Genomic DNA, 23,597 nt, shown 5'->3' on the forward strand with positions numbered 1-23,597 from the left:
TTGAATGGCGGTTCTTGGGTTAAGGAAGTTCGGGCGTATCTTCCTCCAGCGTGACCACTTCAACCACGCCACGGCCAAGATGGCTCTTGCGATAGCCATAGGCATAATAAATCACGAGGCCGATCGCGCCCCAGATGGGCAGAACCAGCATGGCTTCATAGGGCAGGTTCACGAAAAGGAAGATGCAGCCAATTACGGTTGCCGGACCGACGAACCAAAGTGCCGGTGTGCGGAAGCTGCGCTTGCGATGCGGGTCACGGCGGCGCAGCAGCATGACGGCGATGGCTACCATCATAAAGGCATAAAGCGTGCCGGCATTGGCGATGTCCACCAATTGCCCCACGGGCAGAAAGGCCGCAGCAAAAGCCACCGCGCCGCCGGTGATGGCAGTCACCACATGAGGCGTTTTCCATTTGTGATGCACTCGTGAGAGGGCATCCGGCAGAAGCCCGTCACGCGACATCACAAAGAAGATACGTGTCTGGCCAAAAAGCAAGACCAGGATCACCGACGGCAAGGCAATAAAAGCCGCCGTGCCGAGCATATTACCCACCGCGCCAAAGCCGATTTCGCGCAGTACATGGGCCAGCGCTTCGTTCGAACATACCAGTGCATCGGCATAGGCTGGCATGGCGCACTGGCGGGCAAGTTCGACTGAACCTGTTGTCAGTGGAACCCCATTGGCTCCCATGATGGGCTGCCCACCGATGGCGCCAACGGCCCCGGCGGCCACCAGCATATAGAAAACTGTGCAGATCAATAAGCTGGCGATAAGACCGATAGGAACATTGCGCTGCGGATTCTTGGTTTCTTCAGCGGCAGTGGAAACCGCATCAAACCCAACATAAGCGAAGAACATGGTGGCTGCTGCGCCCACGACACCGACACCAGAGCCCAGGCCGCCAAAGACACCGGCGGGAAGAAAAGGGCTGAAATGTGCGCTTTGTGATGCAGGAATGGTCAGGGCGATAAAGGCCGTCAGTGCCACCAGCTTGATCGTTACCAGTACAGCATTCACGCGGGCGCTTTCCGATGTGCCCACCATCAAGAGGCCTGTCACGATGAGGGAAATGACGACTGCGGGAAGATTGATGAACCCACCTTCCGAACCGCCCAGAGCCAGCGGAGCTGTTTTCAGGAATGGGGGCAGGTCTATCCCCAGATATTGCTCCAATATCGTACCGGTGAAATAGCCGGACCAGCTGACGGCCACCGCACTGGCGGCTACCGCATATTCCAGCACCAGTGCCCAGCCTACGGTCCAGGCGAGAAACTCGCCCATGACGGTATAGGTATAGGTGTAGGCAGAGCCCGCTACAGGCACCATCGCGGCAATTTCAGCATAGCATAGTGCTGCCACGACGCAGATCGCGCCGGCGACTGCAAAGGCCAGAATGAGACCCGGCCCAGCTTTTTGTGCACCGGCTGCCGTAAGCACAAAGATACCTGCGCCGATAACGCATCCGATTCCAAACAACGTAAGTTGGAACCAGCCTAATGTTCTGTGGAGGGACTTCTGTTCAGCTGCAGCGAGGATTTGATCGAGAGGCTTGATGCGCCCAAAAATCATAAAGAAGGTCCCGATAGAGCCGCATGATGCGTCGATAAGGCCGGTTGTTTATCACTTTTTTGCAAGAGCGCTATGCAAATTTGCATACCGAATTATAAAATTCCACGTGAGAAAAACCGCGCGCGCTGACGTTTAGCCATTTTCTGAGGATGTGTGCGAAAGTGGCATTGCTAGCGCGTCATTACTGGCTTATCTGTGCTGCGGTGCACCATGTCGCTTGTGTCGCACAATTTGCCAGTTACCGTCGTCATTGAGTATTGAGCTGCTGATGCATCGTTCTGTCTTTTTCCGCATCCTGCTCTGGGGCGCTCTGCTGGTAACATCATTTCTTGCACTGACACCCGGCCCGGTCGGCCAGGCGATCGAAAGCAGCCATGTGCGCCATGCGATTGCTTTCGTGTTTTTGCCCTGGCTGACAATGGTGGCTTATCCTCACTTCAAAGCACGGTGGGTGTTTTTGCTTTACGTGATGTTCGGGGGGCTGATCGAAATTGTGCAACTGGTCATGCAAGTGGGGCGCCATGGGCAGTGGAGTGATTGGTTCTACGATATTGGTGTCACGCTGATGGCTGTGTTGGCAGGGCTTATCGTCAGGGCGTTCGTCAAATATCCATCTGAAACTGGGCAGGAAAATTGATCCTATGATTTCGTCTTCCGGACAATGGCTTGAAGCCGCCATCCTTGGCCTCGTTCAAGGTATAACAGAGTTTCTCCCGGTTTCTTCCAGCGCGCATTTGCGCATTGTCGGTGAGTTTTTGCCATCCGGGCAAGATCCCGGGGCGGCCTTTACCGCGATCACTCAGATCGGCACTGAAGCGGCTGTGGTGCTATATTTCTGGAATGACATCTGGCGGATCGCCATGGCCTGGCTGCGCAGCTTCACTAAGGCCAAGCGGCCTGAAGATGCAGAAGATGTCCGCATGGGCTGGCTGGTGATTCTGGGCACGCTGCCGATTGCCATTCTCGGCCTTCTGTTCAAGGATGCCATCGAGACGACATTGCGCAACCTTTATCTGACGGCCACCATGCTGATCGGCTTTGCGATCGTGCTGGGGTTGGCGGACAAATTTGGTGCCCGAAAACGCCCGCTGACGGAATTGACCTGGAAACACGGCATTATCTACGGCTTTGCACAGGCCATGGCGTTGATACCGGGCGTGTCCCGCTCCGGTGGAACCATTAGCGCAGGCCTGATGATGGGCTACACACGCGAAGCGGCTGCGCGCTATTCTTTCCTGCTGGCCATTCCGGCGGTGCTGGCTTCCGGCTTTTACCAATTGGCCCAGAGCTGGAATGAATGGGGCCGCATTGGCCCAGGTCCGACCGCACTGGCCACCGCGATTGCCTTTATTGTAGGCTATGCGGTGATCATGGTCTTTTTGAAGATCGTGTCGACCAGAAGCTATTTCCCCTTTGTGGTCTACCGTATCTTTGCAGGCGGTGCGCTGCTTATTCTCCTTTATACCGGTGTAATTCCCGCACAATAATCAGCCTATTTCGCTACCTTGCCATTTGGCGGAATAAGGACTATATTCTGCCAAATGGAGGTTTCGATGTTGCTGGAAATTCCAAGAACACAGGCCGAACCGGATAATCCGGCGATCACGCAGGAAGAAGCCGCAGCCGCAGCCCGTGCGATTGTGGTTCTCTTTGGTCACTGGGGTGTGACTGATGAAGAGGCTTGCCAGATCCTCGGTGGCCTATCATTGCGCAGCTATGCCCGGTGGAAAAAAGGTGACATGGGCCGAATTGACCGTGATCGCGCCACTCGGCTTTCGCTCCTGCTCGGCATCCATAAAGCATTGCGTTATCTCTTCAGTGATGTCACCCGTGCCTATGCTTGGGTGAAACAGCCCAACGCTACCTTCGGTGGCCAACGCGCGCTGGATGTAATGCTGGGTGGCTCCATCTTTGCGCTGCAACGTGTCCGTGCCTATCTCGATGCGGAGCGTGGAGGTTGGTAAACTATGCCCGCGATGGAACGCCACAGATTGATATTGCCACTATTCACACCATTCACGTGGAGTGGACCCGCGCATTCCGGCTGATCCGTTCCATCCATCCGCCCATTGATCTGTTCGAAGATCTGGCTGACCCACGCGACTGGGAAGCGCTCGCATCCATTGAATCGAAAACCAACCCCAGAATTGCAGAGAGCATCGGGCGGTTGGATCTGGTGCCGCTGGCACGCCGGGTGTCTGGCCCCGGAGCCACGATGGTGATGGCACCATTTGTTCATGCAAGCCCTGACCGACCGGGCCGATTTACCACTGGCCATTATGGGGTTTATAGTGCCGGTGACAGTGAAGAGGTGGCTATATTAGAAGTGGCCTATCATCAAAAGCGACTGATGCGGGCGACTGATGAGCCACCGGGCTGGCATTCGCAATTTCGCATGATGATCGGGGCCATCGACCATGTTTTTGCGGATTTGCGCGGTTTTCCTCTATTGCATGACCCGGAGAGCTGGGGGGCATCGCAAATTGCGGCAAGGCAGTTACGTGAAGCTGGGCACGACGGCGTCCATTACCGCTCCGTCCGCTGTGAGGATGGGTTATGTGTGGGGGCCTTCTGGCCGGATGTTATTGGAATCCCGAAACAAGCTGATCATTATGAAATGCATTGGGACGGCAATAAGATAGACCGGATCTACAATCGCCGGACTGATCAGGAATTTGCTTTGAGCTAAAAACTGAATTTCATCAAAGACCTACACCAAGAGCGTTGATTTGCCCTTGTTCGCTGCAATGCAACAATCTATTCATGCTCTCGTGCTGAATGAGCCGCAGATGTATCCTATCAATTAGAGGGCGAGAACTTTTCCGATGAAAATAGCAGTTGCAGGTTTGGGCTACGTGGGGCTCTCCAATGCGGTTCTTCTCGCCCAAAACAATAGCGTTACAGCGGTAGACATCAGCGAAGAGCGTGTGGCGCTGGTCAACGAAGGTAAGAGTCCAATCGTTGACAAGGAGCTGGAAGAGTATCTGGCCACGCATGATCTGGATTTGGCCGCAACCACCGATGCAGAAGCGGCCTATGCTGATGCCGAGTTTGTCATTGTCGCCACGCCAACGAATTATGACGAACAGAATAATTATTTCGATACATCATCTGTCACCGACGTGATTGCTTTGGTGCAGAAGATTAATCCAGCAGCGACGATTGTCGTGAAATCGACGATCCCTGTCGGCTTCATCGAGAGTGTACGGGCCGATTTTGGCACGGATAACATCATCTTCAGCCCTGAGTTCCTGCGCGAAGGCAAAGCGCTTTACGACAATTTGCATCCTTCGCGGATCATCGTGGGTGAACAATCGGAACGGGCGAAGATTTTCGCCAACTTGCTTTTGCAAGGTGCTGAAGAAAAGGACGTGCCGGTTCACTTTACCGGCCCGCGTGAAGCTGAAGCGATCAAATTGTTTGCCAACACGTACCTTGCCATGCGTGTGGCCTATTTCAACGAGCTGGACAGCTACGCCATGTCGCATGGAATGGATTCACGCTCGATCATTGAAGCGGTAGGCCTCGATCCGCGCATCGGCACGCATTACAACAATCCATCCTTTGGTTATGGCGGCTATTGCCTCCCCAAAGACACCAAGCAATTGCTGGCGAATTACTCCGAAGTACCGCAGAATTTGATCCGCGCGATTGTGGATGCGAATAATACGCGCAAGGATTTCCTGGCCGATCGTATTCTGGCGCTCAATCCGAAGGTCGTGGGCGTACACCGTCTGGTGATGAAGGCGGGCTCGGACAATTTCCGGGAATCATCCATTCAAGGTATTATGAAGCGCATCAAGGCAAAGGGCATCGAAGTGGTGGTTTACGAACCAGCCCTGGGTGAAGATAGTTTCTTCAACTCGCGGGTCATCAATGATCTGGCTGAGTTCAAGAATACGGCCGATGTGATCATCGCCAATCGCTGCACACCGGATATTGACGATGTGCGTGATAAGGTCTTCTCACGCGATCTTTTCGGCGCAGACTGATTTGAGAGGGAGGGCCGGGTTTCCGGCCCTTTTCTTTAGCGTAGCTGGCGCTTTTCAAGCTTTCGCGCCAAGGTTCTGCGATGCATCCCAAGGCGGCGCGCTGTTTCGGATACGTTAAAGCCGGTTTCCATCAGTGTTTGATGAATATGCTCCCACTCCAGCGTTTTGAGCGAGGATTGCCGGGCGTGGATATCAATGGAAGCATCCCCTTCATCATCGCGGGCAAAGGCGGCTTCAATATCATCAGTGTTGGACGGCTTGGCGAGGTAATAATCAGCACCAAGTTTGATCGCTTCGACTGCCGTGGCAATACTGGCATATCCGGTCAGCACGACGATTTTCATATCATCACTGATGTCGCGCAAGGCCTGCACGCAGGTGAGGCCGGATGACCCTTCCAGCTTCAGGTCCACCACGGCATAATCTGGCACATGTCGTTCCAGCAATTCGGCTAGCTGGTCGTAGCTCTTGGCCTGAATAACCTGATAGTCTCGCCGTTCGAACGAGCGGCACAAGGTACGGGCGAAGGCCTCGTCATCTTCCACTACGGCGAGAAGTTTGTGTGTCTCATTCATGGCTTGTGCTTTGCGCTCTTCTTTTTTCCAGGCCGGTATGCGATCGCTTCAAGTGGTAGCGAAATTCGTACCATTGCGCCACCTTCGTTCCGGTTGTGAGCGCTAGCCTTGCCGCCGAGTTTACGCAGCACATTCACCAGCAGAAACAAGCCCAACCCGCCGCCGGGCTTTCCTTTGGTCGAACGATAGGGCTGGCCGAAGGTGGAGAGAATATCCGGTGAAAAACCGGGGCCATCATCGCTGACTTCAAGGATCAGCGAATCTTCATCCTGCGCTGCACGAATACCGATCCAGTCAGGCGACACTTCTGCAGCATTATCGATGATATTGCCGATCACCTGCCGCAAGGCAGGGTCTGACACGATTGGCTGATCCTCGTCGATTGCATCTTCAAATTCCACCGTGCCGGGAATGCGGTTATCGCGCCATTCCTCTACAATTTCTTCCAGAAATGCGCGCATGGTGGTGATTTCGGGTGCTTCACCGCGTGCATCCCCCGCAGACATCAGGATTCCACTGACAATCGCCTTACACCGGGCGACGGAACGCTGCATTTCATCAAGATCGTCAGTGAGTTCGGGATCTTCATTCAATTTTGGCATCCGTTTCCAGTCGCCAATGAGAACCGACATGAGAGACAATGGCGTACCCAGTTCATGCGCGGCCCCAGAGGCAAGCAGACCCATACGCACAATATGGTCTTCCTCTGCCGCACGTTGGCGCACGGCCGCCAGTGTCGCGTCTCTCTGCCGCAGATTGACGGTCATGCGGCCAATAAAGATCACCAGCAGGAAGGCCACGAGAATGAAACTGATGAAACTGCCTATCAGATACAACCGCTGAGGTGCGTCATTGTAAGGTGGTGGCAGATCGAGTGGGACTGAATAAATATTGATGAACACCATCGCCGCAAATGCACTGCTCGCCACCACCCATGAATAGCGCGGGGTGAGCAGGGTCGCCCCAATCACGACCTGCAGCAAAAAGAGCGATGTGAAGGGGTTGGCTCCCCCGCCGCTATAATGGAGTTGCCACGCCAGTGCGCCCACATCGACCAACAGCGCGACCATCAAAGCAGCATTATTGATCGTATTGACGGTACTGATCAGCCACCAACTGATGACATTGTAAACCGCCAGAAGCATGGGCACGAGCAGCAGTTGCGCCAGCGGGAGTTTGACACCCATCAACCAGACAACGGCAATAGTCGCCAACTGCCCAGTCACTGCAATCCACCGCAAGTGGATCAGCAATTGCATATTTCGCCACCCTGCGCCCTTTTGCGGAGCCAGCAGATCAGAGGTGGCTATTTCATTCATGATTCTCTTCATCATCGCTGCCGTTAAGCAGTTTCCCGCGCCAAAAAGCCCAGGCAGCCCAAAGCGACATCAGCATAAGGCCGGCCCAGGTGAGGGCATAAACGAGATGATTGTCTGGAAAATGCACCACAGTCAAACCGCCGACGGGTTCTCCCGCAGCATTGGCTGACGCATCGGCATCGATGAAATAGGGGGCAATGGGCTTGCCTATGCTATTCCATTGGCGCGCCTTGGCTATCGCCGCCACATCGCGTGAATACCATTTGTCGTTTTTCGGGTCATTGCTGCGTAAGAAACCGCCACCCGGCTCGGTGATGCGCAAAAGTCCAGTGACTTCAACACTATCAGCCGAGGCTGGCTTGAGGTTCTTTCGCCCATCCTGAGCAATAAAGCCGCGATTGATGGCGATGATGGAATGGCCCGTATCGAGCGGGGTGATGACCCAATAGCCGGCACCCAGATCGCTGACGGCGCGGGTCAAAACATCGGAATGGGGAAGGTAGCGCCCTTTTACCGTGACATGGCGGTAGGCTGCTGTGTCATTATTGACCTTTGGCCATTCCGCGGGGCCGGGGGCCGTTACGGGTGGGGCATGGATGCGGGAATCCACTGCGGCAATGAGGTTATGTTTCCATTCGCGCCGCTCAATCTGCCAGATGCACAGAGCGGCGAAACAACCTGCAAAAACAATCGCAATCATCGCCAGCAGCGCGCGCGAACCGGCACTGCGCTGCTGGCGGTTTTTGGTCACGGAATGTTACGCATGTCTTGCGGCATCGGCATCATATTGGTGTTGAGATGATGCATAACCCACAGAGAACCCGCCATCATGATAAACACCACGATGAGGGTGAAGACCAGCGAGGTAATCGACCAGCCATCTTCTGTCTTCGGGCTCATATGCAGGAAATAGATCATGTGAACGATCATCTGCACAACGGCGAGCACCATGATAGCGATGGCTGTGGTGGAAGCATCCAGTGGACGCGCCATCACCAGCCAGAAGGGGATCGCTGTCAGGATAACCGACAGAACGAAACCGATGACGTAATCGCGCATGGTGCCATGCGATTCAGAATGGTCGTGGTGAGCGCTCATCGCAGCATCCCCATCAGGTAGACAAAGGTAAAGACGCCGATCCAGATGACGTCGAGGAAGTGCCAGAACAGGCTGAGGCACATCAGGCGGCGCTTGTTCGCCTGAATGAGACCCTTGCGGGCAACCTGTACCATCAGTGTGACCAGCCAGATCGAACCGAAGGTCACGTGCAACCCGTGGGTGCCGACCAGCGTGAAGAAGGACGACAGGAAGGCTGAACGCTGCGGCGTAGCGCCGATGTGGATCAGGTGGCTGAATTCATACAATTCGATCGACAGGAAGGCGAGGCCGAACATGCCGGTGATAGCCAGCCAGATTTGCATCTGGGCAACCTTGTCACGCTGCATGGCCAGCATAGCAAAGCCATAGGTAATCGACGAAAACAGCAGCATGGCTGTGTTCAGGGCGATGAGCGGCAATTCGAACAGATCATGCGGGCCAGGGCCAGCAGCATAATTGCCGCCAAGGACAGCATAGCAGGCAAACAGGATCGCAAAGATGAGGCAATCGCTCATCAGATAGATCCAGAAGCCCAACATGGTGCTGTGGCCTTCGGGATGTTCATGTTCGTGCAGGTCGTAGAAATCGGCCTGCGCGTTGCCTTCAGGGATGGTTGTTGTGCTCATAACTCGTCAGGCTCCGGCTGCGATTGCGGCCAGCTGGCGCGTACGCTCTGCTTCCGTCGCTTCCACTTCTTCTACCGGGATGTAGAAGTCGCGCTTGTAGTTGAAGGTGTGGTAAATCGCACCTGCCACGATGGCTACGAAACCAACGATGGCCAGCCACCAGATATGCCACACCAGAGCAAAGCCTGTGACCAGGCTGAAGCCGGCCAGGATGATCCCGGTGCCCGTGTTCTTGGGCATGTGGATCGCCTTGAAGCCTTCGGTGGGGCGCGCAACATGGCGGCTCTTGATTTCATACCAGCTATCCAGCGAGTGAACTTTTGGTGTGAAGGCGAAATTGTAGGCAGGAGGAGGCGAAGATGTGGCCCATTCCAGCGTGCGGGCATCCCATGGATCGCCGCTTTCTTCGCGCAGTTCATCGCGCTTCCAGATGGAAACAGCGAACTGCACCAGCATTGCGCCAATACCGCAGGCAATGGTCAGCGCGCCGATCAGGGAGATAATCAGCAGCGGGTGCAGGCCGGTATCGTCAAACACGCGCATCCGGCGGGTCACACCCATGAAGCCCAGAATGTAGAGCGGTGTAAAGGTGAGCCAGAAACCCGGCACCCAGCACCAGAACGACACTTTGCCCCAGAATTTGTCGAGCTTGAAGCCAAAGGCTTTAGGCCACCAGAAGTTGATCGCAGCAAAGGAACCGAACAACACGCCACCAATGATCACATTGTGGAAGTGAGCAATCAGGAAGAGCGAGTTATGCAGCACGAAGTCGGCCGGAGGAATGGCCAGCATCACGCCGGTCATGCCGCCAATGGTGAAGGTCAGCATGAAGGCCACCGTCCACATCATCGGTAATTCGAAGCGAATGCGGCCGCGATACATGGTGAACAGCCAGTTGAAGAGCTTGGCGCCTGTCGGGATCGAAATCACCATGGTGGTAATGCCGAAGAAGCTGTTCACGCTCGCACCCGAACCCATCGTGAAGAAATGGTGCAACCACACGACGTAAGACAGGATGGTGATGCACACCGTGGCATAGACCATCGAGGTGTAACCGAACAGCCGTTTGCCGGAGAAGGTCGCGGTGATTTCCGAGAACGCACCGAACAATGGCAGGATCAGGATGTAAACTTCCGGGTGGCCCCAGATCCAGATCAGGTTCACATACATCATGGCGTTGCCGCCAAAATCATTCGTGAAGAAATCGGTATGAACATAGCGATCCAGGCTCAGCAGAGCGAGAACGGCAGTCAGGACCGGGAAGGATGCCACGATCAGGATGTTGGCGCAAAGTGATGTCCAGGTGAACACTGGCATCTTCATCAGGCCCATGCCTGGCGCACGCATCTTGAGGATGGTGACGATCAGGTTGATGCCCGACAACGTCGTGCCCACACCGGCAATCTGCAAACACCAGATATAATAATCGACCCCCACATTTGGACTGTAAGCAAGCCCCGACAGCGGCGGATAAGCCAGCCAACCGGTCTGTGCGAATTCACCAATGAAGAGCGAAGCCATGCACAATACAGCGCCGGCAGTCGTCATCCAGAAGCTGAAATTGTTGAGGAATGGGAAGCTCACGTCGCGCGCGCCGATCTGTAGCGGCACGACATAGTTCATAAAGCCTGTGATGAACGGCATCGCCACGAAGAAGATCATGATCACGCCATGTGCGGTAAAGACCTGATCGTAGTGGTGAGCGGGCAAGAAGCCTTCCGACCCGCCAACCGCCAGTGCTTGCTGGGTACGCATCATCAAGGCATCGGCAAAGCCGCGCAGAAACATGATAAGGCCCAGAACCATATACATGATCCCGATGCGCTTATGGTCCACCGTGGTGAACCATTCCTTCCAGAGATACCCCCAGAGGCGGAACTTGGTAATGAGGCCAAGAACGGCGATGCCACCCAATGCGACCGCACAGAAAGTGCCAACAAGAATGGGCTCATGATACGGGATTGCTTCGAGCGATAAACGCCCAAAGATCGGACTGTAAGGAAGAGCGCTTTGAGGAGCCATAATTCAGGGCCTGTCAGGGATTAGAGCGAGTAGGCGCGGGCACATTTCCTGCCGAAGCAGAAAGCAGCGCGCTCGAAGAAGCATGAGAAGCCGCAGCATCATCTTTATGAGTGAGACCAAGGCCGTTCAGCCGGTCAATTGCAACAGGCGAACTTTCCGGACGGTCCCCTGGCATGTTCGCTTGCTTGGGGTCGATGCACAGAGCAGAAATCTTCTGGTTCCAGTCAGCTGGCTTGCCAGTACCGCGGGCGGCGGTCTTGTCGTAAAACAACTGGTCGGAGTTTTTCAGACCGGCAACACCCATGCCGCCGCGCTGATCGATCGCCATCTGTTCATGCATGCACATTTTGCCGGGTTCGACGCACATGTTCACAATAGCATCAAAGAGGTCCGGGTCGCTGAGAGTGTACAGATGAGCCGGAACCTTCTCGCTCGGCTTTTCAACCTGCAGATAGGTCTTGCGGTCCATCGTATCTTTCGAGGCCTTCGCCTTGGCCACCCAAGCATCAAACTGCGCATCAGTCATCGAATCGGCGGCGAACCGCATATCGGAAAAGCCTGCGCCGCTGTAATTGGCTGAGAACCCTACAAACTTGCCTGGTTTGTTGAACACCGCGTGGAGCTTTGTTTCCATACCCGGCATGGCATAAATCTGCCCGGCCATGGCTGGAATATAAAAGCTGTTCATCACGGATGAGCCGGTGATGCGGAACACAACCGGGCGGTTCATCGGCGCGGCAAATTCATTCACCGTGGCAATACCCTGTTCGGGGTAAATGAAGAGCCATTTCCAGTCGAGCGCCACAACCTGCACTTCCAGTGGCTTAACATCGGCCGCGACTGCCTGACCCGGCGCCGTGCGGGACAGCGGGCGATAAGGATCAAGGAGATGCGAGCTCACCCAGGTCAATGCGCCAAGGCAGATGATGATGAGCAGCGGCGCCGCCCAGATCACCAGTTCCAACTGGGTCGAATGATCCCATTCCGGTTCGTAGCGGGCATCTTTATTGCTGGCGCGGTATTTCCACGCGAAGAACACGGTCAGAGCCATCACCGGAATGATGATGATCAGCATCAGCACAACAGAAGCGACCACAAGGTCTCCTTGTTGCTGAGCGACGTCACCGGCCGGGCTGAAGATGATAAGCTTGCTGCAACCACCGAGCAGAGCGGCAGCGGCAGTGACCAGACTCAGTCCGGCGAGCCTCGAAAAGGAAGGGAGATGTTGGCGCATGGTGCGCCGCCTAGTCTCAGGCATGATTCTCGCCCATAGGACATTTTGTCCAATGCCCTTGAGCGCGATCAATGACAAAGGAGACGCAATCGCTTGGGCGCCCATGATTCAGGGTGTCCGACTCACGTGCCCGTCTCAGACATGCTATTGAAGCCTGAGCAGTCGCAACGATCAGATTAGAGTGTGCCGCTATTATGACGACAACCACTTTCGAGAAGGACGCCCGCGAACTTCACCAGGATGGCCATAAGGTCGAGCCAAGTGAGATCGCTGTTGGTGTTATCATCGGCCGAACGTCGGAGTTCTTTGACTTCTTCGTATTTGCCATCGCATCGGTGCTGGTGTTTCCGCAGCACATCTTCCCTTATGTCGATCCCCTTACCGGCACGCTGTATAGTTTTGCGATTTTTGCACTGGCCTTCATCGCGCGACCTTTCGGGACATTTATCTTTGGCGCAATCGACCATCGCTATGGCCGCGGCGCAAAGCTGACGACTTCGCTGTTCCTGCTTGGCGGATCGACTGCAGCCATTGCCTTCCTGCCGGGTTATGAGAGCATTGGCCATCTGGCTGTAACCCTGCTGGCGATTTTCCGCATCGGTCAGGGTCTGGCTCTGGGTGGTTCATGGGACGGCCTGGCATCGCTTCTGGCGATGAACGCTCCGGAAAAGCATCGTGGCTGGTGGGCCATGGTCCCGCAGCTTGGTGCACCGCTGGGTCTGATCGTCGCCAGCTTGCTGTTCATGTTCCTCGTGGCGACACTGCCTGCTGCCGACTTCCTTGAATGGGGCTGGCGCTATCCCTTCTTCGTGGCCTTTGCCATCAATGTGGTGGCGCTCTTCGCCCGTCTGCGTATCGTGGTGACGCCAGAATATGAGGAACTGTTTGAGCAGCGCGAATTGCAGCCCGCTTCCACTGCCAAGACCATTGCGACAAGCTGGCACGGCATTGTCGCCGGCGCCTTTGCCCCGCTGGCCAGTTTTGCCCTGTTCCACATGGTCACCGTGTTCCCACTGTCATGGGTCTTCCTCTACACCACTGAAATGCCTTCGCAGTTCTTGCTGATCGAAGCGATTGCAGCGGCCATTGGTGTGGTGGCAGTGGTAATTTCCGGTTCATTGGCTGATCGGATCGGTCGCCGGACATTGCTGGGTTGGTGCGCTGTGGCTATCGGCATCTTTGCCGTGATCGCTCCTTTGCTGCTGAATGCAGGTCGTGCGGGTGAAATCACCTTTATGTTTGTTGGCTTTGCGCTGCTTGGTCTTTCCTTCGGCCAGTGCTCTGGCGCACTCTCGACCGTCTTCCCGCCGCACCTGCGTTATACTGCCTCTGCACTGACATCAGACCTGGCGTGGCTGTTTGGCGCGGGTTTTGCTCCCTTTGTGGCATTGTGGATTTCCAGCACATATGGCCTCGCAGCCAGCGGTGCCTATCTGCTCTCCGGCGCAGTGGTGACGCTGATCGCGCTGTGGTTCAATCGGGGCCTTGCTCAGCGGATCGAATAATCCGCCCATTGATCATAATAAAAAGCCCGGCAAGCGCTCTGCTTCGCCGGGCTTTTTATTGCCTGCGTCTGTCAGACTGTGCTCAGGCGAAACCTAAAGCATCATCTTCATAAGTAAGCGCACGCAGCGTCTCAACCGGGCTGGCTTCCAGCGTATAATCTGCCACCGCGCGCAATTGCGTGTCCACCCGTTTGGCGCTGACATCGCACAGCGCATAGCCATTCTGCCGGTTATCGAAGAAATAGCGTTTGCCGGTGCCGTTATAATAGCTGGTTTCCCGGTCATAGCGGTCTTGCCCGCCGCCATCAGAGGAAATGGCCCCGCATACCAGTTCATTGGCGACAGGTGTTCCGGCCAGATTATGCACAGCGCTGGCCATAAAGGCATGAACATCGCCGCCAATCAGGAATGGATTGCTGGGGGCACGGCGCAGGATCAGATCATAAAGTCGCTCACGCGCTGCGGTATAACCATCCCATCGGTCTGCCCGATAGGTTTCCTTGCCATCCTGTTCCCAGAAATAGGGAGTCATCTGGGTGGTCTGGACAATCATGCTCCATCGCGCACCCGCCATACCGAGGCCCCGTGCCAGCCATTCTTCCTGTGTACTCCCCAGCATGGTGCGCGAAGGATCGTCCGGTGAACAGGTCGCCCATGGTGCATAATCGTCTTCATAAGGGCAGGGGTGGGGGCTGCGATATTGGCGCGTATCCAGAAGGTCGAACTGCGCCAGATTGCCGTAAACCGCCCGGCGGTAGAGTTTCATATTGCCCGCTGCATCAGGCCGGGCATCACGGCGCAGTGGCATATTTTCGTAATAGGCGCGGTAGGATGCAATCCGGCGATTGTGCATCGCCTCCCCATGTACCGTGGGGGAAGTGTCACCTGCATAGTCATTCACCGTTTCATGATCGTCCCAGATCATCAGCCAGGGGGCCAGTTGATGCGCCGCCTGAAGATCGGGATCGGTCTTGGTCATCGCATAATAGGCGCGGTAATCATCAAGGCTGAGCGCTTCCGGGACCGGCATTTTGCGCACGCCATGCTGGCCAGCCACTTCATAGATATAATCACCCACATGGATAATCAGATCCGGCTGCTGCTCGGCCATGTCACGATAAGCGGCATAAAACCCGCGCGTATAATTCTGGCAGGAACAGACCGCGAAACGTAAGGAATCAAGCGCTGCGCCATAGAGCGGCGCGGTGCGGGTGCGGCCCACCGCACTGGTCGCCCCCAGCGCGTGGAAGCGGTAATAATATGCGCGATTGGGTGCCAGGCCAACAGGTTCGGCATGAACAGAATGGCCCCAGTCAGGCACGGCCGTCTCGCTGCCCTGTCTTACGATCTTCGTAAATGCCGGATCTTCGGCCACTTCCCATTGCACTTCCACCGGCCACGCCAGCGGCCTGAACAGATCAGGTGCAATCCGGGTCCATAGAATCACACTATCGGGCAGGGGATCACCCGAAGCGACACCCAGCTTGAAAGGATAATCAGCTCCCAGTCCAGAAGCGCCCTTTGCAAAAGCGGGCTGCGCAAGCGTTCCCAGCCCCAGCATTCCGCCCGCTGACAAGCCAAAAAACCCACGCCGACTGATGTCGGGGGCAAAACTCTGGTCCATTGCGTCCATCCTTCGGTTTGATGCCAGTGACCTGTTCATAAAATTGTGACCGGATTGGGACAGCGCCAGAAGAATTGCTTTTCTGTCCCCATTGCCGATAGGAATAGGCTTGGGAAACGGATGTCACGTGCTGAAAGGCCAAGGAATGCAACAGGGCCGCTGGAAATGGTTTGGCACGCATCGCCTGACTGGATTGGGGTTGGCGGGGCTTGCCTTGCTGCTGCTCGTCAGTGTGGCTGCGGTGCAGTTTCTGGCCAGCATCCTGTTCTATGATGCGATAGACCGGCAGACGATCCGGGGCGATCATGCCCGCCGGGTGGCAGAGCTTCTGGTGGTGAGCGATCGGCTCTATCAGCGCGATCCATCCGCCACCGCGCAGACCATGACCACGCGGCATCTCGAAACCCATATTTCCACTCAGCCCGCCATTACGCGTTCGGGCAGCAACCATGATGTGACTGAAATCGCCCGGCAGATTGTCGAATGGGAGCCATCACTGGGTGGCCGGGAACTGTTTCTCGATGCAGCCCACAAGCAGGGGGGCGGGCGCGATCTGGTCGGTTCGATGCAATTGGCCCATGGCCAATGGCTCAATTTCCGCTCTCCGGATATTTCTTCCGGTTGGCCAGTGGCCTTCCGTGCAACCATGATGACGCTGCTAATTTCGCTGCTGTCGATCGTCATTGCGATGCTCGCCCTCCAGCGCCTGACCCGCCCGCTCAGGCAATTGAGCGCAGCGATGGACGCTTTTGAACATGGCCAGGCCTTGAGAATCGAGGAGGATGGGCCGGCGGATTTGCGTGAGCTGGCGCGTTCGTTCAATTCGATGCAGGCGCGGATTTCCGGGCTTGAGAGCGATCAGGCCAAATCATGGGAAGCCATCAGCCATGATCTGCGCACCCCGCTCAGCCGTTTGCAAATGGCCTCGGGTTTTGTGGAAGAGAACGACATTGCCCGGATCGTGAGTTCCAGCGCCGGTGAAATGGAAGCGCTGCTCAATTCGCTGCAATCCTTCCTGCGCGCGCAGCACCTGGCCAGTGAGGCGGAGGAGCTGGATCTGGCAGAACTGATCCGCACCCTGCCAGCCTTTGACCATGCTTCAGTCCACCTTGAAGCCCCTGACGATACGCACGTTAAAAGCTACCGTGACCCCTTGGCTCTGGCGCTTAACCCTTTGATTGAAAACGCGCTTCAATATGGGGACAGCGCGGAGATCCATCTGCTGAAAGGGGAAAATGGCTGGGAGATCACGATCAGTGATCACGGGCCGGGCCTGCCGGAAGATTGCTTTACCAAAGTGCTCGATCCCTTCTTCCGTGTGGATGAAGCCAGAGCGCGCAACACGCCCGGCTTCGGCCTCGGCATCCCCACCGCCCACCGCCTGCTAGAACGCTTCGGCGGATCGCTCCATTTTGCCAATCAGGCAGGCGGTGGTCTGGTGGTGCGGGTCAAGGTGCCGCTGGCGGAGTGATTTCGGCCACCCAGTCGCGGCGGAGGAACGGCCCGGCGCAGGCGGTCAACAATGCCGCTACGGCATAGAGTGAGAGGGAATAGAGCATCGAATATCTGAGGGCTTCTGCGCCATAAATGGGGGTCAGCGCCGTGGAGAGCGCGCCCAGCGCGTAGATTCCGCCGCCAATTCCGATGAGATTGTTGATCAGCAGGAAGAGAGCCGACGCGGTGGAGCGGGCGGGGGGCGGCACAAGGTGTTGAACGGCCGTCAAGACCGGGCCGAGCCAGACATAAGCCATGGCTTGCGGAATGAGGAACAGCGCGAAGGCGGCCCACACATTCGAGGTGTAAATTCCCCCGGAAAACAGCGGAACACCAATGAAAAAGGCCGAGGCCGGAACCCAGGCGTAGAAGGCCTTATCGCGTGTGCCGAGCCTGTCAGCCAGCCAGCCCCCGGCCAGCATTCCCGCCACCCCGCCAAGCAGCATCACCGCGCCAATGAATTGCGAGGTTTGCACCAGATCGAGGCCGAAACTGCGCTGGAGTAAACTCGGCAGCCAGAAGGCGAGACCATAGCCCAGCATGGAGCTGCAAGCCGCGCCGAAAGACAGGAACCAGAAGGAGGGTTTACGTGCCAAAAGCCGCACAATCTGGCCAAATTGGGGGCTGTCCGGGGCATTTTCAGAAGCAAGGCGAGGGCGGTCTTTGACGATCAGTTTGAACGGTATGGCAATGACCAGACCGGCCAATCCGACCACGAAAAAGGCCGTCCGCCAGTCAATTTGCGCGGCGATATAGCCCCCGGCCAAAACGCCTATGGTAGACCCCAGAGGGATGCCCAGTGAATAGATAGAAAGCGCGAAAGCCCGCCGTTTTGAGGGGAAATAATCCCCAATCACGGCATAGCTTGGGGCCACCCCGCCAGCCTCCCCCACACCCACACCCAAGCGAGACAGAAAGAGGCCAGTAAAGGACACAGCGGTGCCACAAAGCGCTGTAAAGCCGCTCCATATCATCAGCGACCCGGTAATCACCCAACTCCGGCTCGTTTTGTCCGCCAGCCATGCCAAGGGCACCCCAAGGACCGAATAAAGGACCGCAAAAGCCACCCCGCCAAGCAGGCCCATCTCAGCATCGCTCAGATCGAGATCAGCCTGAATGGGCGCGGCCAGAATGGACAGGATCTGCCGGTCAACAAAATTGAAAATGTAGACCAGCAGCAGCATCGCCAGCACCAGATTTGGCCGGGCGGTTTTGAACGAAGGGGATGGGGAGGCGATACCAGCGGCCGGGCTTTCCATATCAGTGCACCTGTTCAGCAAGGAAGGGCAGGATAGCATCAAGCGCTGCCGGTTCATTCAGGATCGGGGCGTGGCCGACATGGGGTATCTCCACCGCATCAAACGGTCCGGAGTGGCGGCGGCCCATTTCTGCGACTGTCTGGGCAGAGAGCAGGTCTGAAATGCCACCCCGGATCACCAGCGTCGGGATGGATTGCAATCCATCCCACAAGGGCCAGAGATCAGGCGGGACAGTGCTGGGATTTTCACCGTTCATGCTCTCGGCAATCGCCGGATCATAGGCAAAGCTGATCGTGCCATTCGGATTTTGGATGCAGGTCCGCTGGGCGAAAGCCAGCCAGTCACCGGGGCCATAGTGGGGGAAGGCGGGGGCATTGCTGATGGCGATCCGCTGAGCGGCTTCGTCCCAATTGGCCATTTCCTTGCCGGGGCTGACATAGCCTTGAATGCGCGCAATGCCTTCAGCTTCGAGCACCGGGCCGATATCGTTCAAGACCATGGCGCTGACACGTTCGGGCTGCATGGCGGCCATCACCATCGCCATCAGCCCGCCCATGGATGTGCCAATCACGCCAAACTGGGCAATGCCAAGCTCCCCCAGCAAAGCTAACATGTCCTGCACATAGATATCGGGCCGATAATTGGACGCATCGCTATCCCATTGCGACAATCCGCGCCCCCTCTGATCCGGCACAATCAGGCGATAGGCCCCCGCCAGATGTTCCGCCAAAGGTTCAAAATCAGCGCTATTGCGGGTGAGGCCATGCATCAGGAGGAGCGCCGGCGCACCATTGTCATCGGCCCGATAGTCACGCGCGGCTAGCTCCAGCCTGCCATCGGCAGAACGGTATCGGTGGAGGCGGTAGGACATGCAGTAAGCTCCGGCATTATTGAGGGCGACGCGAAGGGCTCAGGCTTATGAGGCGACTGGCGGGAGGAGAGGACACCCGCCAGCCTTATGCCGCCTCAAAAAGCCAGCGTTGCGGTGACAAATATCTGACGTGGATTGCCGTAGAAGGCTGTCAAAGTGCCTTCCTTGCCCAATGTCGGGATCAGATCGCCTTCTGAATTACGCAGAATTTCCCCCGTCACCGGATTGGCAGAGATAAACGTATATCCTGAGGTCTTGTATCTCTTGTCGGTCAGATTCTTGCCATGCAGGCCGATGCTCCAGCGATCATCAGGCGCGGTGTAGATGATGCTGGCATCGAGCAGCGCATAACCATCCTGATCGATATAGGGATTGGGAATTTCAAACTGATAGGTCTTGGAACGATAGGATAGGGTTGAGCCAAGATAGATGTCCCCGGCCCCGATCGGCGCGGTGTAGCTGAGTGTGCCGCTGGCGGTCCATGCAGGGGTGTTCTGCACCTTGCGATAATCGGCCACATCCACCGGCCCTTGCCCGGCGATCTGCGTGATATATTCCTTATATTTCGCATCGATATAGCCGACCGATCCGGAAAAGCGCAGCTCATCGCCCATGCTCGCCATATCCTGCGCAAGCCGGGCGTTGGTTTCAAATTCCACCCCCTGAAAGCGGGCCTTCCCGGCATTGGTAATCACCCCGCAGAAGGTCGCAATGCCGCCCACTGTGCAACCCGAAGAACCGGGGATCTGCACATCCTTATAGTCCATACGGAAAGCCGCGAGCGCAACATACAGCGCGCCATTCATCAGGCTGCCTTTATATCCCAGCTCATAGGAATCGACCGTTTCCGGCTTAAAGCTCAGGAATTTGGCGATTTCCGCGTCATCCAGCGTGCCGTTATCATCAAGGTCGGGCGCGTTGACCCCCACACCGCGCGGATCAAACCCGCCGCCTTTGAAGCCTTGTGAGAAGGAGGCGTAGATATTCTGGTCCGGGGTCGGCTTGAAGCTGAGCGACACGCGCGGGGTGAATTTGTTGAAGGTTTCAGAACCGGAAAAATCGGTGCTGGGCGTCCCGAAGGCGACACCTTCCCCGCCAAAGACAGGCGATCCGCCGCCGAGATAATTCTGCCGCAGAATATTCGCGCTGCGCTTATCCCAAGTATAGCGGCCACCGATCGACAGGCTCCATTGATCAGTGAAATCATAGGTGAAATCACCAAAGATGGCGAACGTCTTGGTATCGACATCGGCCTGTGTGAAAGCCGTCAAACCGGCCAGCGTGGTAAACAGCCTGACATCAAATTGCGTATCGGCAGAGGCATCGAGAAAATAGCCCCCGAGCAGGCCGGAAAATTTGCCGCCATTGTCCCATAAAAGCTGCAATTCCTGGCTGAACTGCTTGTTTTTATAAATCGCGGGCACATCCACATCGACGGCCGGCAAAGCATCGAAATCAATCGGGGATGCGCTGCTATCCTTGCGCCATGCGGTGATGGAACGCAGCGTCAGCGCATCGCTCAGCTCCATGCTCCCATTCATCGCCAGACCATAGGCTTCGACATATTGCGTCGGATCATTCAGCCCGCCGCGTGTGTCATAGACATCTTCGAGCACGGGCGCGTCTGACACAAAGGCCGGGATCAAGCGGTGTCCACCCCGGCTATTGCTGTTATCCTTGGTATAATCGCCGGAAATACGAAGCTGGAATGGGCCGCCTTTCTGCCCCAATTCCACCGTGCCACGCGCGGCCCATATGTCCTTATTGTAATTGTCTTCACCCGTAGTGAGATTTTTGCCGAAGCCACCACGTGACAGGCGCGCGCCCGATGCACCGATCCGCACAGTGTCAGACAAGGGCGTGGACATAGTCACCACCCCATCGGCCTGATCGTACGATCCATAGGTAGCGCGCACCTTGAGGGAAAATTCATCCGGCAGCGGCCGGGTGACATATTTTACCGCGCCGCCAATCGTGTTGCGGCCATAGAGCGTGCCCTGCGGACCGCGCAAAACTTCAATCCGTTCCACATCATAAATATCCAGCACGGCGGCTTGCGGGCGGTTGAGATAGACATCATCGAGATAGATGCCGACGCCCTGTTCAAACCCCGACACCGGGTCTTGCTGCCCGATCCCGCGAATGAAGGCCGAAAGGGTGGAATTGGTGCCGCGTGATGGCTCCAGCGTGACATTGGGCGCCATCTGCGCAAGATCGGTAATGTCGCTGGCGCCGCTTTCAGCAAGCTGAGCGCCGCTGAATGTCGTCACCGCCACAGGCACATCGACGAGCCGCTCCTCCCGCCGCCTTGCCGTAACGATGATTTCGCCACCATTTTCATTGCTGCTGGCGGCCTGCGCACTGTCACCCGGATCAACTTGCGCATGGGCCGGGTTGGTGACGATCATGGTCCCCGCCAGAGCGCTCCCCAACATCCACGCATGGCGCTGGCCTGCGAAAAAACGCGCTTTCATCATCCTGTACTCCCACGAATATTTGTTTTTATGCGGTGCAGTCTATTGAATGTTGAACCATCTTTCAACTTATAAGATTTGCCAAGCTCTCTGTCAGGGAGTAGCGGGAAGGAGATGAGTACCCACGCCGCGCCAACACCGACAGAAAATGGCAAGACCCCCCGCACCGAAAGGGGCCGCAAAACATTACGCAAGCTGCTGGATGCGGCGGCTCTGGAATTTGGTGAGCACGGGTTTCACGATGCGTCCATCACCGGGATTACCCGCCGTGCCGGGACAGCGCTGGGTAGTTTTTATACCTATTTCGATTCCAAGGATGAGATTTTCCGCGCATTGGTGAAGGATCTCAGCAATGGCGTGCGTGAAGCGGTGAAAGCCCGGCATGACCCGGATGGGCCGGCGCTGGAGCAGGAACGTGAAGCGCTCACCGCATTCCTCCAGTTCGCGCGGGAACATAAGGAAATCTATCGGATCATTGATGAATCCGAATTTGTCGATCCGGCCAGTTTCCGCGCGCATTATCAGAACACGGCAAACCGCATGTTCGAACGTTTGCAAAGCGGCGTCGCCAAGGGCGAGTTGCGCGAGGGGCTGGAAGAAGCCCATGCTTGGGCCATCATGGGCATGAATGTGTTTCTGGGCCTGCGCTATGCCGTATGGTCGGATGAGGAAAAAGCAGAAGCGATTGCCGAAGTGGCAAACGGCGTTCTGCGGCATGGAATTGCCAAAGAAAAAGGAATTTGAATAGCCAGTCGGGAACTGACTGCGCTTGAGATACTCTCAGCAACATGGAATAAATTTCATCGCATATTCTGATGAACCCGATGGGAGTTGCTGAATGGTTGGAATAACGCCGGTGATCTTATGCGGTGGCGGGGGCAGCAGGCTCTGGCCGCGCAGCCGGCAGACACGGCCCAAACCCTTCCTGCCCCTGATCGGGCAGAGCACTCTGTTTCAATCCACATTGGAACGGTGCAACGATGCCGATCTGTTTGATAAGCCGGTTATCGTAACGGGGGACGCGCATATTTCCTATGTGCTGGATCAGGGTCACCAGGACGGCACAATGTCGCTGATCGTAGAACCACAGCCACGCAATACAGCAGCAGCGATTGCGCTGGCGGCCATGCGATTGCCGCAAGATGCCATCATGTTGGTGTGCCCCAGCGATCATTATATAGCCAATGTCGATGCCTTTCGCGAAACGGCCAAAGCGGCGGCAGTGCTTGCAGAAGAAGGCTGGCTGGTCGCTTTTGGCATCGCGGCGAATATGCCCGAAACCGGCTATGGCTATATCAAGCGCGGACAGCCGATTGATGGCGGCTTTCGGGTGGATCGATTTGTCGAGAAGCCTGATCTTGAACATGCCACAAGCTTCCTCGCGGATGGGGGCTATAGCTGGAATGGAGGCATTTTTGCCTTCCGGGCCTCCCGTTTCCTTGAGGAATTGGAAAAACACCGCCCTGATATTGCCCACTCCGTTGCCGAAGCTGTCAAGCAAGGTGCCCTCGACGAGCAGGGCTTTTTCCGGCCCGATGCCAGCATCTTCGCGGATACGCCCAGTGAATCCATAGACTATGCGGTGATGGAACAAACTGATCGTGCCGCCATGGTGCCAGCCTTCATGGGCTGGTCAGACATTGGCAATTGGCAGGCGCTGCGCGATGCTCGAAATGCCGACAGCATGGGCAACAGCGCGAAGGGCCAGGTTGAACTGGTCGATTGCCACAATGTCCTCGTCGATACGGACGGCCCACGCGTGTCGGTCATCGGGCTTGAAGATGTGGCGATTGTGGTGGACGGCAATGAAGTGCTGGTTACCAGTATGGCCGGCGCTCAGCAGGTCGGAAAACTGCGGAGCATCAAGGAAAGCTGATCTCCTTGGCTGTCATAATTTAACATAACTATTATTATCGACGTAGCGGCGAGGCATT

At 56.3% G+C, this 23,597-nt stretch carries 21 protein-coding genes; 9 read left to right on the forward strand and 12 right to left on the reverse strand.

Features of this window, described 5'->3' with window-relative positions; translation table 11 throughout:
• Positions 1-19: 19 nt before the first annotated feature.
• A complete protein-coding gene (locus GRI39_RS13660; RefSeq protein ID WP_160740290.1) occupies positions 20-1,570 on the reverse strand; it encodes an amino acid permease in 1,551 nt (516 codons plus the stop codon).
• 268 nt (positions 1,571-1,838) lie between these two features.
• Here GRI39_RS13660 and GRI39_RS13665 point away from each other — a divergent pair, with 268 nt between their 5' ends.
• The 5 genes from GRI39_RS13665 to GRI39_RS13685 all read left to right on the forward strand — a co-directional run bounded on the left by GRI39_RS13665 (position 1,839) and on the right by GRI39_RS13685 (position 5,562).
• On the forward strand, positions 1,839-2,207 hold the full coding sequence (locus GRI39_RS13665; RefSeq protein ID WP_160740291.1) for a VanZ family protein: 369 nt from the start codon (positions 1,839-1,841) through the stop codon (positions 2,205-2,207).
• Positions 2,208-2,211: 4 nt separating this feature from the next.
• Positions 2,212-3,057, forward strand: a complete 846-nt coding sequence (locus tag GRI39_RS13670) for an undecaprenyl-diphosphate phosphatase (RefSeq protein ID WP_160740292.1) — start codon at positions 2,212-2,214, stop codon at positions 3,055-3,057.
• A gap of 66 nt (positions 3,058-3,123) precedes the next feature.
• Entirely contained in the window at positions 3,124-3,534 is a 411-nt protein-coding gene (locus tag GRI39_RS13675) for an MbcA/ParS/Xre antitoxin family protein (protein WP_160740293.1), read from the forward strand.
• The gene (locus GRI39_RS13680; protein WP_211371626.1) at positions 3,528-4,259 is read left to right on the forward strand and encodes an RES family NAD+ phosphorylase; all 732 of its coding nucleotides are present in this window, start codon (positions 3,528-3,530) and stop codon (positions 4,257-4,259) included. The genes GRI39_RS13675 and GRI39_RS13680 overlap by 7 nt, the downstream gene beginning before the upstream one ends.
• A 136-nt stretch (positions 4,260-4,395) precedes the next feature.
• Complete coding sequence (locus GRI39_RS13685; protein WP_160740294.1) at positions 4,396-5,562, forward strand: nucleotide sugar dehydrogenase; 1,167 nt, start codon at positions 4,396-4,398, stop codon at positions 5,560-5,562.
• 35 nt (positions 5,563-5,597) lie between these two features.
• Here the strand turns inward: GRI39_RS13685 and GRI39_RS13690 are convergent, their stop codons facing one another.
• From GRI39_RS13690 to cyoA, 7 genes are read right to left on the reverse strand one after another with little or no spacing between them, the layout of a single operon-like run.
• Entirely contained in the window at positions 5,598-6,137 is a 540-nt protein-coding gene (locus tag GRI39_RS13690) for a response regulator transcription factor (protein ID WP_160740295.1), read from the reverse strand.
• Complete coding sequence (locus GRI39_RS13695; RefSeq protein ID WP_160740296.1) at positions 6,134-7,456, reverse strand: ATP-binding protein; 1,323 nt, start codon at positions 7,454-7,456, stop codon at positions 6,134-6,136. The genes GRI39_RS13690 and GRI39_RS13695 overlap by 4 nt, the downstream gene beginning before the upstream one ends.
• Entirely contained in the window at positions 7,449-8,207 is a 759-nt protein-coding gene (locus GRI39_RS13700) for an SURF1 family protein (RefSeq protein ID WP_343033353.1), read from the reverse strand. The genes GRI39_RS13695 and GRI39_RS13700 overlap by 8 nt, the downstream gene beginning before the upstream one ends.
• Entirely contained in the window at positions 8,204-8,554 is a 351-nt protein-coding gene (cyoD, locus tag GRI39_RS13705; RefSeq protein WP_160740297.1) for a cytochrome o ubiquinol oxidase subunit IV, read from the reverse strand. Before cyoD ends, GRI39_RS13700 begins: the two co-directional genes overlap by 4 nt.
• On the reverse strand, positions 8,551-9,180 hold the full coding sequence (cyoC, locus tag GRI39_RS13710; RefSeq protein WP_160740298.1) for a cytochrome o ubiquinol oxidase subunit III: 630 nt from the start codon (positions 9,178-9,180) through the stop codon (positions 8,551-8,553). The genes cyoD and cyoC overlap by 4 nt, the downstream gene beginning before the upstream one ends.
• Before the next feature lie 6 nt (positions 9,181-9,186).
• Complete coding sequence (cyoB, locus tag GRI39_RS13715; RefSeq protein WP_160740299.1) at positions 9,187-11,202, reverse strand: cytochrome o ubiquinol oxidase subunit I; 2,016 nt, start codon at positions 11,200-11,202, stop codon at positions 9,187-9,189.
• A gap of 13 nt (positions 11,203-11,215) precedes the next feature.
• A complete protein-coding gene (gene cyoA, locus GRI39_RS13720; RefSeq protein WP_160740300.1) occupies positions 11,216-12,436 on the reverse strand; it encodes a ubiquinol oxidase subunit II in 1,221 nt (406 codons plus the stop codon).
• Positions 12,437-12,630: 194 nt separating this feature from the next.
• Between cyoA and GRI39_RS13725 the strand changes: the two genes are divergently transcribed.
• Complete coding sequence (locus GRI39_RS13725; RefSeq protein ID WP_160740301.1) at positions 12,631-13,941, forward strand: MFS transporter; 1,311 nt, start codon at positions 12,631-12,633, stop codon at positions 13,939-13,941.
• An 82-nt stretch (positions 13,942-14,023) separates the two neighbouring features.
• On the opposite strand, the gene GRI39_RS13730 is transcribed toward GRI39_RS13725, so the two are convergent.
• The gene (locus GRI39_RS13730) at positions 14,024-15,565 is read right to left on the reverse strand and encodes an alkaline phosphatase D family protein (RefSeq protein WP_160740302.1); all 1,542 of its coding nucleotides are present in this window, start codon (positions 15,563-15,565) and stop codon (positions 14,024-14,026) included.
• A gap of 145 nt (positions 15,566-15,710) precedes the next feature.
• On the opposite strand from GRI39_RS13730, the gene GRI39_RS13735 reads away from it, so the two are divergent.
• Positions 15,711-17,036 carry a sensor histidine kinase gene (locus GRI39_RS13735; RefSeq protein WP_160740303.1) on the forward strand — a complete coding sequence of 442 codons (1,326 nt, stop codon included), beginning with the start codon at positions 15,711-15,713 and terminating at the stop codon, positions 17,034-17,036.
• Here the strand turns inward: GRI39_RS13735 and GRI39_RS13740 are convergent.
• The 3 genes from GRI39_RS13740 to GRI39_RS13750 form a co-directional block, all read right to left on the reverse strand.
• A complete protein-coding gene (locus GRI39_RS13740) occupies positions 17,014-18,318 on the reverse strand; it encodes a spinster family MFS transporter (protein ID WP_211371627.1) in 1,305 nt (434 codons plus the stop codon). The two genes, GRI39_RS13735 and GRI39_RS13740, sit on opposite strands and share 23 nt — an antisense overlap.
• 1 nt (position 18,319) lies before the next feature.
• Complete coding sequence (locus GRI39_RS13745; protein WP_160740304.1) at positions 18,320-19,189, reverse strand: alpha/beta fold hydrolase; 870 nt, start codon at positions 19,187-19,189, stop codon at positions 18,320-18,322.
• 95 nt (positions 19,190-19,284) lie between these two features.
• The gene (locus GRI39_RS13750) at positions 19,285-21,666 is read right to left on the reverse strand and encodes a TonB-dependent receptor (RefSeq protein WP_160740305.1); all 2,382 of its coding nucleotides are present in this window, start codon (positions 21,664-21,666) and stop codon (positions 19,285-19,287) included.
• Positions 21,667-21,777: 111 nt separating this feature from the next.
• Here GRI39_RS13750 and GRI39_RS13755 point away from each other — a divergent pair, with 111 nt between their 5' ends.
• Positions 21,778-22,407 (forward strand): TetR/AcrR family transcriptional regulator, encoded by a 630-nt coding sequence (locus GRI39_RS13755; protein WP_160740306.1) that lies wholly within the window; start codon positions 21,778-21,780, stop codon positions 22,405-22,407.
• 94 nt (positions 22,408-22,501) lie between these two features.
• On the forward strand, positions 22,502-23,539 hold the full coding sequence (locus tag GRI39_RS13760; protein ID WP_160740307.1) for a mannose-1-phosphate guanylyltransferase: 1,038 nt from the start codon (positions 22,502-22,504) through the stop codon (positions 23,537-23,539).
• Positions 23,540-23,597: the final 58 nt, after the last annotated feature.

The organism is Altericroceibacterium indicum (genome assembly GCF_009828105.1).
Lineage (GTDB): Bacteria > Pseudomonadota > Alphaproteobacteria > Sphingomonadales > Sphingomonadaceae > Altericroceibacterium > Altericroceibacterium indicum.